The 14,133-nt window shown below is 70.2% G+C and carries 12 protein-coding genes and 1 riboswitch; of the genes, 7 read left to right on the top strand and 5 right to left on the bottom strand.

The window, feature by feature from the left end; translation table 11 throughout:
• Positions 1-2 precede the first annotated feature (2 nt).
• The gene (locus A5780_RS03110; RefSeq protein WP_064907653.1) at positions 3-2,870 is read right to left on the bottom strand and encodes a sacsin N-terminal ATP-binding-like domain-containing protein; all 2,868 of its coding nucleotides are present in this window, start codon (positions 2,868-2,870) and stop codon (positions 3-5) included.
• Between the two features lie 26 nt (positions 2,871-2,896).
• Positions 2,897-4,471 (bottom strand): DUF3027 domain-containing protein, encoded by a 1,575-nt coding sequence (locus A5780_RS03105; RefSeq protein ID WP_181068498.1) that lies wholly within the window; start codon positions 4,469-4,471, stop codon positions 2,897-2,899.
• A gap of 17 nt (positions 4,472-4,488) precedes the next feature.
• Here A5780_RS03105 and A5780_RS03100 point away from each other — a divergent pair, with 17 nt between their 5' ends.
• The 3 genes from A5780_RS03100 to A5780_RS03090 all read left to right on the top strand — a co-directional run bounded on the left by A5780_RS03100 (position 4,489) and on the right by A5780_RS03090 (position 7,655).
• The gene (locus A5780_RS03100; protein WP_064905279.1) at positions 4,489-5,268 is read left to right on the top strand and encodes a glutaminyl-peptide cyclotransferase; all 780 of its coding nucleotides are present in this window, start codon (positions 4,489-4,491) and stop codon (positions 5,266-5,268) included.
• A gap of 90 nt (positions 5,269-5,358) precedes the next feature.
• A complete protein-coding gene (locus A5780_RS03095) occupies positions 5,359-7,119 on the top strand; it encodes an MFS transporter (RefSeq protein WP_064907651.1) in 1,761 nt (586 codons plus the stop codon).
• Entirely contained in the window at positions 7,116-7,655 is a 540-nt protein-coding gene (locus A5780_RS03090) for a DUF2771 domain-containing protein (RefSeq protein ID WP_063017072.1), read from the top strand. The genes A5780_RS03095 and A5780_RS03090 overlap by 4 nt, the downstream gene beginning before the upstream one ends.
• Positions 7,656-7,689: 34 nt before the next feature.
• On the opposite strand, the gene A5780_RS03085 is transcribed toward A5780_RS03090, so the two are convergent.
• The gene (locus tag A5780_RS03085; protein ID WP_174553987.1) at positions 7,690-8,118 is read right to left on the bottom strand and encodes a cold-shock protein; all 429 of its coding nucleotides are present in this window, start codon (positions 8,116-8,118) and stop codon (positions 7,690-7,692) included.
• Positions 8,119-8,324: 206 nt separating this feature from the next.
• Between A5780_RS03085 and A5780_RS03080 the strand changes: the two genes are divergently transcribed.
• Positions 8,325-8,558 carry a hypothetical protein gene (locus A5780_RS03080; RefSeq protein ID WP_030513265.1) on the top strand — a complete coding sequence of 78 codons (234 nt, stop codon included), beginning with the start codon at positions 8,325-8,327 and terminating at the stop codon, positions 8,556-8,558.
• A gap of 263 nt (positions 8,559-8,821) precedes the next feature.
• A riboswitch (cyclic di-AMP (ydaO/yuaA leader) is annotated at positions 8,822-9,031 on the top strand.
• A 9-nt stretch (positions 9,032-9,040) separates the two neighbouring features.
• A complete protein-coding gene (locus A5780_RS03075) occupies positions 9,041-9,682 on the top strand; it encodes a resuscitation-promoting factor Rpf1 domain-containing protein (protein ID WP_064907650.1) in 642 nt (213 codons plus the stop codon).
• Between the two features lie 219 nt (positions 9,683-9,901).
• Here the strand turns inward: A5780_RS03075 and A5780_RS03070 are convergent, their stop codons facing one another.
• Positions 9,902-10,090, bottom strand: a complete 189-nt coding sequence (locus A5780_RS03070) for a hypothetical protein (RefSeq protein WP_063017070.1) — start codon at positions 10,088-10,090, stop codon at positions 9,902-9,904.
• A 41-nt stretch (positions 10,091-10,131) separates the two neighbouring features.
• Here A5780_RS03070 and A5780_RS03065 point away from each other — a divergent pair, with 41 nt between their 5' ends.
• A complete protein-coding gene (locus A5780_RS03065) occupies positions 10,132-12,486 on the top strand; it encodes a helicase-associated domain-containing protein (protein WP_064907664.1) in 2,355 nt (784 codons plus the stop codon).
• A 19-nt stretch (positions 12,487-12,505) separates the two neighbouring features.
• On the opposite strand, the gene A5780_RS03060 is transcribed toward A5780_RS03065, so the two are convergent.
• Complete coding sequence (locus tag A5780_RS03060) at positions 12,506-13,024, bottom strand: hypothetical protein (protein ID WP_104363257.1); 519 nt, start codon at positions 13,022-13,024, stop codon at positions 12,506-12,508.
• Positions 13,025-13,300: 276 nt separating this feature from the next.
• Here A5780_RS03060 and A5780_RS03055 point away from each other — a divergent pair, with 276 nt between their 5' ends.
• The gene (locus A5780_RS03055; protein ID WP_064907649.1) at positions 13,301-14,092 is read left to right on the top strand and encodes a hypothetical protein; all 792 of its coding nucleotides are present in this window, start codon (positions 13,301-13,303) and stop codon (positions 14,090-14,092) included.
• Positions 14,093-14,133 lie beyond the last annotated feature (41 nt).

Genomic DNA, 14,133 nt, shown 5'->3' with positions numbered 1-14,133 from the left:
TATCACGAACTCGGCTGCCGCTGCACGTGGGTGGTGTCGCCCGCGCGCCACCACGGAACGCCCACGGTCGCCTCGTAGGCGCCGGTGAGCCGGACCTCCAGCCGATCGTGCAGGACCAGCTCACCCGCCAGCGGCGGCAGGCCGAACTGCAGCCGCAACAGCACACCCAGCGGTTCGTCCGCCCAGGTCGTGCGTTTTCCAGTGCCGAGCACCTCGGCATGTACCGCCTCGGAGGCAGCGGCCACGTCGAGCAGCGTGGCCAGTTCGCCCGCATGCTCGATATCGCCGGCGACCAGGCGATCCGCCGGTAGCGCCAGACCGAGCCAGGGCCGGTCCAGAACCAGCGCGCGATCCGGATCGATCACCGCTCCGGAGAGCGCACGCACCCGCTCCGGCACGCCGATCTCGTCGAGATCCAGATGCGGCACGGCCGCGGCGAGCCGGCGATGGGTTTGCGAAACCGCTTCCGGGGTGGGCTTTTTCGCAGGATCGGCCAGTGCTTCGAGCAGGGCCACGGCCAAGTCGACGGTGATGTTCGCGGGGTCGGCGAGCACGGCGTCGAGGGCTGCCGAATCGGCCGCCGTGAAGCCCGGGAGTTCGGGCAGCAGGTCGGCGAACACCGGATCCGATCCGGCCTGATACACGCCGAGTGGGCGATCGCCGACCCGCGCGTGGCGGCGCAACCACCAGGCGGTGTAGCCGTCACGGTCGGCGAGTAGACGGCGGGTGGCCGGTTCGGCCAGCAGCAGTCGCAGTGCCCGGGGCCAGGCGTCGTCGGCGACCAGATCCAGATCCCGGACCGCGGCGAACTCCGGCGGATCCTCCGGCAACCCCTGCCACCAGCGGTCCTCGTCGTCGAGGTCGTGGTCGGGACCGGTCGGATCGGTTTCGGTGACGACGGTGAAACCCCAGCCGACGCCGATCGCGCGCAGGGCCGCCGCCGGATGCCGCTGCGCGATCGCGGTGTCGAGCGTGCCGAACGGAGAATCCGCGATCAGCACCTCGGCCAGCGGGGCATCCGGGAGCAGAAGTTCGTCGGCCGGGCGCAATTCGCCGGTCTCGTCGGGCAATTCGAGGGCGCCGAGCCAGGTCGGAAGGGTGGTGTCCGGCGGCAGGTGGGCGGCCAGGCCGAGCACCGCCTCGCGCAGTTCCTCGTCGTCGGAGCGATAGTCCAGTTCGGCGCGCAGCGCGGTATCGGTCAGCAGATCCTCGACCCCGGCCTGCTGCGCGCCGAGCCGGCCGAGCAGTTCGTGCGCGGCCTCCGGGTGGACCAGCCGCGCCCACGGCACCGCGACCGCTTCCTCGAGCTGATCGTCGAGCACCACCGTGCGCGGGCCGGTGACCAGGCGGCCGTCGGAGAGCGGCACGGCCAGCGCGCCCAGTTCCTCGGCAGCGAGCGGATCGGTCACGAACGGTTCCAGCGCGTCGTAGAGCGAATACCACCACTGCGGCGGGCGCTGCACACTTCCGGTCAGTTCGGCCACGCGAGCCAGGCCGATGCGATGTACGTCCAGCACACCCAGCAGTTCGGCGCAGGCACGTCCGGACAGCTCCGGGATCACCAGCGGGCCGAGCAGACCTGCCAGCAGACCCGCCAGTTCGGTTGTGACGCCGAGGAATACGCTGGCGCGATTCGGCGCCGCGTCGGCGCGGCGCGGCCCGCCAGTGGTCGACAGCTCGGCCACGTCGGCAGGCGGCGGCGCCACACCGGTACGCATCACATCATCGATATCCGGCGGCGTGATCGCCGCGTCGACATCGGCGGGCGCACTGTGGAGATCGGTGAGCACCGGCAGCCAGGGATGTTCGCGCAACTCGTTCACGAGGGCCTCGCGCAGCAGACCGTCGGCCTCGCTGCGGGCGAAACCGGGCGCCGGAACCAGCACCAGGCGGTCCTGCGGTGGCAGGGCGCGGGCGAAATCCGCATAGCCCTCGGCCAGTTCGGCCACCCGGGCGCCGGGCATCAGGCGGCGCCGATCCGGTTGCAGGGCGATATCGGCGATCACCAGGGCGGGCAGGGAGAGTTCCTCGTCGGTGCGGGTCGGTGCCCGCAGCACATCGGCGGTCGCGGCAACGGCCCGGCCGTCACGCAGCGGGAGCAGCCAGCGCGCCCGCGCGGTGGTGTACTGCCACCACCGGAAGTCCTCGCCGGACGGGGCGGTGATGCTCACCTGCTGCAGGCCGTTGCCCGCATCCTCCACCGCACGCCAGGATTCGTCGTCCTCGACCCGGATGGAATGCAGGCCCGGCAGTTCCAGCAGCAGATCCACCGCCTCGGCCCGCATGGCCGCGAGCAGTTCCGCGGCGTCGACGTCCTCGCGCAACCAGACCACGATCTCGGTGTCGAAACCGGCTTCCGGGGCGACCGCCACCGACCAGGCCAAGCGCAATACCGGGACGGCGGGTCCGTCGGCACCGACGGGGATGTCGATACCGTTGTCGCGCAGTTCGATCAGAGTCTGCGCACGAGAGAATCGCACAGACCCGGTGGTCGAGCGAAATTCCACCTCGTCACCGGCGGAGAGCACCGCCGTGAACCCGACACCGAACCGGCCGACCGAAGTACTCGTCTTGCCCGATGCCCGCAGGGCCGTCAGCGCGTGCACACCGGAAAGATCCAGCGGGGCACCCGTATTGGCGATATGCAGGGCGCGGCCGCGCAGCCGCACCGACACCCGGCCGGAGACCCCGGCCTTGACCGCGGCGTCGGCGGCGTTCTGCGCCAGCTCGGTGAGCAGCCGATCGCGATATCCGGCCCGGACCAGATCCGCCTCGGTGGCGGCGTCCTCGCGCAGCCGAGTCGGCGAATTCCGCCATGCGGTAAGTACCCCCGCACGCAAGTCCGCGGTGCCGAACGGATCCTGTGTCACCCCTACGGCTCCCCCGCTCGCGCTGGTCAGTTCTCCTCCGCCGCCCCGGTCTCACCCGGCTGCACCCGCACCGCGGACACCGCCCAGGCATCGCTGTAACGCGTGACACCGGAAGTCGCGTCACCGGAATCACCGCGCGGCGCGGCCTCTCCCGCGTTGTCCGCGCTCCCGGCGTCGGCCTCCGCGCCTGCGTGCCCGGTGCCATCGTCCCCGGCCGCTGCGTTTCCGCCGGTCTCGGTGCCGGCGCTCTCGACAGCTTCGGCGGCGGGGCGGTCGGCGGCAGCGCCCACCTCGCCGGTCGTGGCCGCGGCCGCCGAATCGCCGGTCGCGGAGGGACTCTCGGCCTCACCGTCGACCGCGCCGGCGGGGTCCGCAGGCGCACCCTCAGCGGTATCAGCAGCGGGAACGGCACCGGATTCGGCGGGCTCGGCGACAGCTGCGTTCGAAGGTTCCTCGGCCGCAGAGGTTTCCGGAGCGGCGTCGGCCGCGGGCGTCTTGTGGGCGGCCGCATCGGCAGTCGACACCTCGGGCGCGGCCCCGCTGGCGCCGGTCGCGGAGACGTCGTTCGCGGCGTCCGACTGCGATTCGACGGTGCTCGAAATGCCCTCGGCGGCAACGGCTTCCGGTACGGCAGCGGAGACGTGTCCGGAGTCGCCCACACTGTCCGCTACATCCGAAGGCTGGTTGTTTCCGGCTTCCGACGCCTCGTCGCCCTCGACGGCTTCCGGCGCGCTCTCGGCGGCGGTGTCTTCAGCGGCGGCCGTATCGGGCTCCGTCGCGGCGAGGTCCGTCGACGCCTCCGGAGCGATGGTCGACGGCGCCGCGGCCTCGGCGGCCCCGTCCCGCGCGTTCAGTTCCTCCGCCGGGACGACCTCGATCGCCGCATCGTCGTAGGCCTCGTAGAGCGGGGAGCCGGCACCGGTGGGCAATTCGGTGTCGGAGTGGGCGCCGCAGCCGTATTCGACGTGGACCACCCGGCCGTCGGCGCCCATCGCGTTGGCGCAGACGCCGAAGGCGGCACGCAGCGCACCGGCGAGGGGCACGAAGAATCCGCACACTCCGCACGTTCCGGGGGCCGAGCGCGCCATCTCGGTGTCTGGGCCGAATTCGGAGTACCAGCGCTCGGCGGCCTCCACGCGCCCCTCACGGCTGAGGACCTGGCGGCGGCCGAGGCCGACCTCCTCACACACCTCGTCGACCACCGGGTCGCCGGTCTCCAGATATCCGGGCACCAGGCGCGGATCGTCGACGCGCGGGGCGAGCAGATCGCCGGGCGCGAGATCGCCGGGGCGGATGCGCTGGTCCCACGGCACGAATTCCGGCGCCACCAGTGCGTCCGGCCCGGGTAGCAGCGCGGATTCGCTGACCGTCGCGTATTCGGCATCGGGCGCGGCCGCGACCACGACCTCCCACCGCCAGCCGCGGTACCCCGGCAGGGTCGCCGCGAAGTGATGGGTCGCCGCACACTCGTTCTCGCCGGTGACGCCCAGATGTTCGCCCACACCCGTGGGCTGCAACTCCAGGAGCGCACGGCGAGCCAGGTCGACCGCCCCCGCCAGGATCGGTCGCACGCCGGACTCCGAAACAGACACTGCGCTCACGTCCTACATTTTGCCGTATGAAATGCCAACGCCGTGCGGCGGCCGCAGCAGTGCTGATCGCGGCGTCCACAATGCTGTCCGCCGCGGCCTGTGAGCGCGACGACAACACACCGCGCCTGCGGGTCGAGGTGGTCGCCACCCGCCCGCACGACCGCACCGCGTTCACCGAGGGGCTCGAGGTCGACGGCCCGGTTCTCTACGAGAGCACCGGGATGGAAGGCGACTCCGGAGTGCGGGCGACCGACCTCACCACCGGCGCGCCGATCGCCACCGCGAAACTCTCCGATGCCTACTTCGGCGAGGGCATCACCCGCGCCGGGGACACCGTCTGGCAACTCACCTGGAAGAACGAGACCGCCTTCGCCCGCGATCCGCGAACGCTCACCGAACGCCGCCGCGTCCACTACGACGGCGAAGGCTGGGGCCTGTGCACCCGCGGCGACCGCCTGGTGATGAGCGACGGCAGCGACACCCTCACCTTCCGCGATCCGGCCACCTTCGCGACCACCGGCACGATCCGGCTCACCAGCCATCACGACGCCCGGCTCAACGAACTCGATTGCGCCGCAGACGGTTCGATCTACGCCAACGTCTGGCCGACCGATCAGATCCTGCACATCGACCCGGTCGGCGGCGCGGTACTCGCCGAGATCGAGGCCGGCGGCCTGTTGCGCCCCACCGAGCGCACCGGAGCAGACGTCCTCAACGGCATCGCCCAGCTCCCCGGCACCGACCACTTCCTGATCACTGGAAAGTACTGGCCGACCATGTTCGAGGTCCGATTCGTCCCGATGTGAGCGCGGCGGTCACCACGACGGCGGCCGACACGCATCGGATCACAGCCCGGCCGATGTCCACGCGCCGACCGAGTGCGAGAGAATCGACATGTGACTGCCTCCCGCGAACCCTCCGGCACCGAACCCGGTCCGTGGGACGGCGAGGAGTATCCCGCTACCCGGCGGCATCCCGGCTACGACCGTTACCCGCCGCCGAACACCCCGTCGTCGCACGCCCCGTCGTCCGCGCCCCTGCCTCCGCTGCCGCGCCGCGGCGGTGAACCGGACGTGCCCGAATTCGTGACCCGGCGCATGGCGACGGGTGAGCCACCGCGGGCCCTTCCGCCGCGCGGATCGCACAGCGACGACCGCTCCGGCGAGGCCCCCGAGGCCCCCGAGGCACCGAGCGCAGCCGAGCGCCCCCGACCCAAGGACGCGAAAATCGCCGAACGCCAACGTGTCCCTCGCAAGATGACGGTGACGCGCGTGATGGCGATGCGCACCAGGCACCTCACCGAGAAGGGTTTCCACACCTTCCAGCGCGCGGCGCGAGCCGACGGCGCGGGCGAATCCGGGCTCACCGCACTCGTTTACGCGACCATGGCCAACTTCGCCCTCGACGCCGCGATCGCGGTGGCGCTGGCCAATACGCTGTTCTTCGCCAGTGCCACCGCGGAATCCAAGACCAAAGTGGCGCTGTATCTGCTGATCACGATCGCGCCGTTCGCGGTAATCGCGCCGCTGATCGGCCCGCTGCTGGACCGGCTGCAACGCGGGCGCAGACTCGCGCTGTCGACCTCGTTCGCGATCCGGGTGGTCTTCGCGATCCTGCTGATCTTCAATTTCGACAGCTGGGCGCTGTATCCGCTGGCGCTGTGCATGATGATCTCGAGTAAATCGTTCGCGGTCCTCAAGAGCGCGGTGACGCCACGGGTGCTGCCGCCCGGTATCGATCTGGTCCGCACCAATTCCCGGCTCACCGTATTCGGCCTGGTCGGCGGGACGCTCGGTGCGGGCGCGGTGGCCGGAGCGGTCGCCGCGGTGGCCGGATCCGTCGGCGCGCTGGTGTTCGCGGCGCTGATCGCGGCGGCCGGGGCCTATCTGAGTCTGCGGATTCCGTCCTGGGTCGAGGTCACCGAGGGCGAGGTGCCGGCGACCCTCGGCTACCACAGCCGCAGCGGCACCGAAGTGCTGGACCGCGGTGAGAAGTCCGCGGTGAAACCCGGTCGGCGCCGGCAGCCGCTGGGCCGGTCGGTGGTCACCGGACTGTGGGGCAACAGCGCGATCCGGGTGCTGACCGGCTTCCTCACCTTCTATGTGGCCTTCGTCGCGAAATCGACCGAACACCGCCCGGTGCAGCAGGCCGCGATGCTCGGACTGGTCGGCGCGGCCGCGGCGATCGGGAACTTCGTCGGCAATGCGACCGGCGCCCGGCTGAAACTGGGCCGGCCCTCGCTGATCGTGGTGGAGTGCACCGCGGCGTGTACCGCCGTCGCCGTCGTCGCGATGCTGCTCGACAACCTGGTCGGCGCCGCGGTCGCGGCGCTGGTGGCGGCCTGTGCCAGCGCGCTGGCCAAGGTCTCGCTGGACGCCTCGATCCAGGACGATCTGCCGCCGGAATCGATCGCCTCCGGATTCGGGCGCTCGGAAACGGTGCTGCAGCTGTCCTGGGTGGTCGGCGGCGCCGGCGGCGTGCTGCTGCCGACCGTGTACTGGGAGGGCTTCGCGGTGGTCACCGCGGTCCTGGCGCTCGGATTGGCGCAAACCTTCGTGAGCTACCGTGGGCATTCGCTGCTCCCCGGATTGGGCGGTAACCGTCCGCAGCACGTCAAACAGGAAGTCCCCCTAGCGACAGGAAAACAGCCACAGTGACCAAGCCCAGCACCCGCACGATCCTCGCGCTGGCCCTGGCGGCAGTTCTGGTTGTCGCCGCGGCCGTCGCCGGCATCGTGGCGGTGGCGGTGCACAACGCGCACGAGGCCGATCCCACGGTCACCGCCTATGCGCACGGCAAGACCGTCACGGTTCCGCCCTATCTGTACTGCACGATCGGCGAACCGGATCCGCACGGCCGCGTCTCCCCGGACTGTAGGCGCACCGAGATCACCGCGGAACTGAATCCGCCGCTGGGCTATCCGGTGCAGCTGTCGCTCCCCCGGCACATCGCCGACGCGCCCTGGGTGATGGTGCTGGAGTACCAGCAGATCGACAATCCGGGCAAGACCGTGCAGCACCTGGCGTCCTACCGCGACTACCCGCAGGGCACCCTGGCCGTGACGGTGGACAGCCATCCCGAACCGAACCTGCGCCTGATCGGCGTCGAGGTGCAGCTGCTGCTGCTCGTGCGTGACGAGGCAGGCAACGAAGCGTTCTCGCCGTATCAGGCGTGGTCGATCAGGGCGGCGTGACCGCGGTTTCCTCGCGAATCAGGCGCTCGCGAACTCAGTGATCGAGTTCGCGGGCCACCCCGCGCACCACTTCGGCGATGCGCTGCGCGGTCTTGCGATCGGGGTACTTACCCTTGCGCAGCTCCGGCTGCACCGTCGCCTCCAGCAGGGTGATCATGTCCTCGATCATCCCGTGCAGGTCGTCGGGCGCCTTGCGCGGATGGGCCGGAGCTTCCTTGCGCACCCGGTCGTTGCGGCCCTGCGCATTGCGCACCGAGGGCAGCGGATCGAGCAGCTTCAGGCTCAGCGCCTGCGGGCCGCGGCGACCGGCGGCCATTCCGAACTCCACGCGCTGGCCGGGCTTGAGCGCCTCGACACCCTTGGGCAAGGCGGACGACCGAACGTAGACGTCCTCACCCTCATCCTGGGAAAGGAAGCCGAAGCCCTTGTCGACGTCGTACCACTTCACCTTGCCGGTCGGCACTGCGCTCACCCGTTCGTCATCGTTGTCCGGTCCGTCCGAATCCAGCGGGGTCACGAACGACCCCGGACACGGACGTAGGTTCCGGCGAAACGCCGGAACCTATCTCTGTGCGAAAAGAACGCGCCCCACACAGCTATGCAGGACGCGATTGGTTCGAGTCTACCCCGGTGGGGATAGGGCGAGCACATCCGTTTTACGGTGCACCCATGCCGGACTCCTCCTCGCCCCGCGCGCCCCGGGGCTCCAGCGACGTGCTGTTGCGCGTGGCCGTGGGCCTGTTCGCGGTCGGCGTGCTCGCGATCGTCGCCATTTTTCTCACGCCGATCCTGACCGACGCCGACCCGCCGCTGTGGCTGTATCTGGTGGCGATGGCGGCGACCCCGCTCGGCCTGCTGCTCGCGATCGCGTTCGCGCTGTGGTCGGGGCGACGCGCCCGCTGACCGTTTCCCCAACACGCCGGGCAATTACACGTGTGACCTTCGTCACATAACGACGCGATAACGCCGCGGTCACGACCCGCACTCGGCGGAGACACGCCGTACTCACCTGCACAGACGCCGATTCGGAAGGTCTTGCGGCACAGCGCGACCGGCCATACACGCCGGTTACCAAATAGTGATTTTTCAGCCGGATCGTCGTACCGTCTATCGCAGCCGGGACATCCCGGCACCACCGGCCCGCCGCACCGAGCCTCGCCCCGCGGGTACGGACCCCGACGGAACCAGGGGCGAGGGCGGGGAACCCACGTTCCCACAGAGGTTTTCGGAGCTCAACCGAGTTTCGAAGCCTCCGCAGGAAGCGGGAACGGCCGGCAACGACCGATCCCTTGGGGTGAAGTCCCGGCGAGCCGGGACCGGACGGCCTCTCAGTCCGAACCCGACAGCTCACCTCGCAGGCGCGTACGAGAGGAAGACGACCCGATATGAGTGGACGCCATCGCAAGCAGACCAACACCGGTCGCACCGTCGCCAAGGTCGCTGTCTCCACCGCGATCATGGGTGGCGCGGGTGTGGCTCTCGCTGGACACGCCGCCGCGGCTCCCGATTCGGAGTGGGACCGCCTCGCACAGTGTGAATCCGGTGGTAACTGGGGCATCAACACCGGCAACGGCTACCAGGGCGGTTTGCAGTTCTCGCAGTCGACGTGGGCCGCTCACGGCGGCACGCAGTACGCCCCCTCCGCCAACCAGGCCAGCCGCGACCAGCAGATCGCGGTCGCCGAGAAGGTGCTCGCGACCCAGGGTTGGGGCGCGTGGCCTTCCTGCTCCTCCAGCCTCGGCCTGCACGGCAGCGCCACTCAGCGCGAGGTGCCCGCTTCTCCCGCTCAGTCCCCGCGCTGGCAGCCGGGTGCCGCCGAGAGCGAAGCCTCGACCCAGGCCCCTGCCGATGGCAACCGGCAGGTGTTCTCCGCCGTCGACAAGGCCGTCACCGCCGCACAGGCGCAGGGCGTGCAGCTGCCGCAACCGGCGCTCGACGCGTACAACGCCTTCAAAGCCAGTGGCGCCAAACTCGATCCGTCGATCGTGAACTTCTACGAGGCGAACAAGGGCCTGCTGCCCAACTAGACCGCTCACATAGTTTCCCCCTGCAGGGAAGGCCCGCATCTCGCGATGCGGGCCTTCCCTGCGTTTCCGGGGAGCATGAAGCGTGCATGCCCGCCGACGGCCTGCCTGCGACGCGAGCGCGGCGATGTCCGCCCGGATAGGACGCCTGGATACGGGACCCCGGATACGAAAAAGACCCGCCTTCCTATTACAGGAACGCGGGTCTTCTTCGTGTTCGCGTCAGCGGTTGACCACCGTGTGCGGATGCACGTAGGGCAGGGTGTCAGCCGGCACCGGAAACTCGGTGTCCTCACCGTAGGGCGAGAGGCCACCGGAACGGGTCGACGACAATTCGGTAACCGCGTGGTCACCGTGGTCCACCTCGGGCCAGCCGTTGTCGACGTAGGGTTTCTTCGATTTGTTCACCACGGCCTCATTCTGGCATGTTCGCTCGCCGTAGTCTGGATTGGATGACCACGACCGATGCCCGAGCCTCCGACGACGGCGCCGGGACGCATTCCGGGGCCGACGCCGGACCCGCCGAGCTCGGCACACTCACCGACTGGCTGAGCTCCCGCAGCGACGACGATCTGGTCCGGCTGCTGGGTTTGCGCCCCGACCTCGCCGTGCCGTTGCCCGGTTCGATGACCGTACTGGCCGCCCGCGCGGAACAGCGGGCGTCGGTGCTGCGTGCCGCCGACGATCTGAACACACTCGAGTTCGCCGTAATCGAAACTCTCGCCGCGCACAACGCATTCGGCGGCGGCCGCCAGGAGCGCCCGCTGCCGCGCCGGCGCCTGCACGAATTGCTCGCCGATCGGGTATCCGCCGCCGCTGTCGACGCCGCGCTCGCGCGCCTGATCGAGCGCGCGGTGGTGTGGGGCACCGAGGAACTGTTCGTCGTGCCCGCCGCGCCGGAGGCCCTGCCGTGGCCGATGGGGGCCACCACGGAACTCCCCGACGCACTGACAGAGCCCGAGATCGAGACGGCGCTGCGCGAGATCGGCGGCGCCGAACGCGCTCTGCTGGACAAGCTCGCGACCACCGGCCCCCGCGGCCGCACCCGCGACGCCGCGCCCGGCACCGATGCGGAGCGGCCCATCCAGCGGCTACTGGCCCGCCGGCTGCTGATCTGGATCGACGACGAGACCGTCGAACTCCCTCCGGCCGTCGGCCAAGTGCTGCGGCGCGAACCGGTCACCGATCCCCACGTGCTCACGCCCCCGCAGCCACAGACCCGCGAGCACTCCGCCGCCGACGTGAACGCCGCGGCGGCCGGTGAGGTCGGCGAGTTGCTGCGCCACGCCGGCGACATCCTCGAGGTTGTCTCCCAGGTGCCGGCGCCGGTGCTGCGGGCGGGCGGCCTGGGGGTGCGAGAACTGCGGCGCATCGCCAAACAGACCGGGCTCGACGAGACGCGGGTAGGGCTGCTCGTGGAGGTGCTGGCCGCGGCCCGGCTGCTGGACAAGGGAATTCCCGAGCCGCCGCCGGACAACGACGCCGGTGAGGATTTCTGGGCCCCCACGATCGCCTCGGACGGCTGGCTGGAGGGCCCGGCGGCGCGCCGGTGGGCGGTGCTCGCGCACGCCTGGCTCGAGTTGGACCGCTTCCCGTGGATGATCGGCCTGCGCGATGTGAACGACAAGCCGCTGGCCGCCCTCTCGGCGGAGCTGCGCACCGCGCACGCGGTCCCCGATCGGCGTGCGATCCTGGCGGTGACCGCGGAGTTCCCGCCGGGTACGGCGATCACGGCCGCCGATGTGGCGCGGGTGCTGAGCTGGCGAATGCCGCGGCGGCGCAGGCATTTCCGCATCGAGGCGGTCGAGCGCACGCTGTCGGAAGCGGCGGCGCTGGGGGTGGTCGGCCGCGGCGCGCTCACCTCCGCGGGCCGGGCGCTGCTGCACGGCACCGTCGCCGACGCCGAGGCCGAAATGGACGCGGCCCTGCCCGAACCGGTCGATCACGTGCTGGTGCAAGCCGATCTGACCGTGGTCGCCCCGGGGCCGCTCGTGCCGGAACTGCGGGAGCGCATCGCCCTGGTCGCCGATATCGAATCCGCGGGCGCGGCAACCGTCTACCGCATCGGCGAAGGGTCGGTGCGGCGCGCGCTCGACGCCGGCATGACCGCCGCCGAACTGCATCAGCTGTTCACCGCCCATTCGCGCACCCCCGTCCCGCAATCGCTGACGTACCTGATCGACGACGTGGCACGCAGGCACGGGCGCTTGCGCGTCGGGATGGCGCAATCGTTCGTGCGCAGTGAGGATCCGGCGTTGCTGGCCGAGGTGCTGGCGGCACCCGTGGCGGGACAGCTGGCATTGCGAGCCGTCGCGCCGACGGTGGCGATCTCGCAGGCGCCGCTGGGCGAGGTGCTCGAGCAGCTGCGCGCGGCGGGGTTCAGTCCGGCCGGTGAGGATTCGTCGGGGGCGATCGTGGATCTGCGCCCGCGCGGGGCGCGGCTGTCCACCCGGCCGAACGAACGCCACGCCTGGCGGCCCACCCCGCCCAGTGCCGAACAGCTGCGGCTTCTGGTGGGCGAACTGCGCGCCGGGGAGAAGGCCGCCCGCAGCCGGTCCGGGCAGCGGGTGCGTAGCGACGGCACCCGCACGAGTACCGCGGCCACACTGGCGCTGCTGCAACTGGCGGTGCGGGTGCGCCGCCCGGTGCATATCGGTTACGTCGACGCCCAGGGCGTGGCCACCCAGCGCATCGTGGAACCGGTGCGGGTGGCCGGTGGCCAGCTGGATGCCACCGATCCGGACACCGGCGCGATCCGGCACTTCACCTTGCACCGGATCGCGTCGGTGGCCCTGGTCGAGCCGTGAACCGCGGCTCGTAGCGGCCTCAGCTCTTGGGGTTGGCCAGACAGAACGTGGTCTTGGGCTCCGAGAGCGTCAGGAAGGTCGAATTCGCATCGCAGAGGAATTCGTCGTTCTGACCGTCGACCCGCTTGACGACCTTGACCGTCGCGTCCGCCGAGTCGCAGTCGGCGTAGGAGTATCCGGTCGTCTTGTCCTCGTGATAGCAGCTGCCCTGTTTGAGGTTGGGCGCCAGGCACAGGAATGCGGTGGTACCGCCGTTGAAGGTCTCCTCGTACGAGGAGTATTCGGCCCCGCAGTCCTGCTTCTTGTCGGAGGTCGATTTCACCGTGTAGACGGCCTTGGCCGAGGAGCAATCCACCGGCTCGGTCTTGGAATCTGCGGGCGATCCCTCCAGCACGTTGATGCAGTCACCGACCTTCGCGCGGGCGGTGTCGGATTTTGCCGCATCGGAAAACATCGAACAGCCGGTCACAGTCAGGGCGGCGACCGCCATGAGCGCCAGCACGAGACCCTTGAGCGGTCTCGGTCCTGCGAACTTCACCTACGAAAACCTTTCTCGCCGAGCCGTTCACCAATGGCGAACGTGGTGGGGAGGATACCCGCCCGCCCTGCCGGGCGGGTCCCGCCTCACATATGCAGCGAGTGCAGGCCGTACATACCCATCAGCGAATAGTTGACGATGCTGGGCAGCAGGTGGTTGAGAAGCAGGAGCCCGAAATAATTCACGATCCGATACACCTTTCGAATATCCGCGAGCGCAGCCGCACACGCGCGATCTGTAGTCGATATCCTCGCCCGAATCGTTACGCTCTGCAGCATGAAGCTCGAGCAGACGACCGCAGAGCTCTATGCCCTCGACCCCGCCGAATTCGTGGCCGCTCGCGACGAAGCGGCCCGCACCGCGCGCGCGAACGGCGATAAACAGCTGGCCACGGCGATATCGCGGCTGCGGCGTCCGACCGTCGCGGCGTGGGCGGTGAATCTGCTGGCGCACAAGGCAACCCAGGAATTGGGGGCACTGCTGGATCTCGGCGAGGCGTTGCGCGAGGCGCAGCGCACCCTGTCCGCCGACCGGATGCGCACCCTCGCCGACCAACGCCGCAAAGCGGTGAACGCGTTGACGGACAAGGCCGCTCGCCTCGCCTCGGACGCGGGGAAGAAGCTCACCGAGCCGGTGTTGCGTGAGGTCGCGCAGACCCTCAATGCGGCACTGGCGGATCCGGAGGTCACCGACCAGGTCCGTGCCGGCGTGCTGACCGCCGCGGTCGACTACGCCGGTTTCGGCCCGGCCGGGCCCGCCTTGGCCGCCGTTCCCGACGAGCGGTCCGAGGAACCGGCCGACACCGGCGCCGAGGAGCTGGCCGCCGCCCGGGAAGCGCTGGAATCCGCTCGGGCGGAACGTGATTCGACGGCGGACGACCTCGAACGGCAGCGCTCCGACGTGGCCGCCCTGGACGAGCGGATCACCGCGTTGCGCGACGAACTCGCGCAGGCCGAGGAATCCCGCCGATTCGCCGCCGCCGGGGTGACATCCGCCGAAGCGGCGTTGCGACGAGCCGATACCGAACTGGAGCAGGCGCAGCAGCGCGTGGACGACCTGGACCGGTAACCGCGAAACAGGTTGCCGCCGATCATCTTCGGCGGCAACGG

Origin of the sequence: Nocardia sp. 852002-20019_SCH5090214, from assembly GCF_001665865.1 — a bacterium.
Classification (GTDB): Bacteria; Actinomycetota; Actinomycetes; order Mycobacteriales; family Mycobacteriaceae; genus Nocardia; species Nocardia nova.
Note: the sequence above shows the minus strand (reverse complement) of the source record. Positions and strands in the feature narration are given on the sequence as shown.

Excerpts from the sequence above, each read along its gene's own strand:
- A5780_RS03080 (WP_030513265.1), top strand. The coding sequence starts at position 8,325 with ATGCCGGACTCCTCCTCGCCCCGCGCGCCCCGGGGCTCCAGCGACGTG.
- A5780_RS03065 (WP_064907664.1), top strand. The coding sequence starts at position 10,132 with ATGACCACGACCGATGCCCGAGCCTCCGACGACGGCGCCGGGACGCAT.
- A5780_RS03055 (WP_064907649.1), top strand. The coding sequence starts at position 13,301 with ATGAAGCTCGAGCAGACGACCGCAGAGCTCTATGCCCTCGACCCCGCC.
- A5780_RS03100 (WP_064905279.1), top strand. The coding sequence starts at position 4,489 with ATGAAATGCCAACGCCGTGCGGCGGCCGCAGCAGTGCTGATCGCGGCG.
- A5780_RS03075 (WP_064907650.1), top strand. The coding sequence starts at position 9,041 with ATGAGTGGACGCCATCGCAAGCAGACCAACACCGGTCGCACCGTCGCC.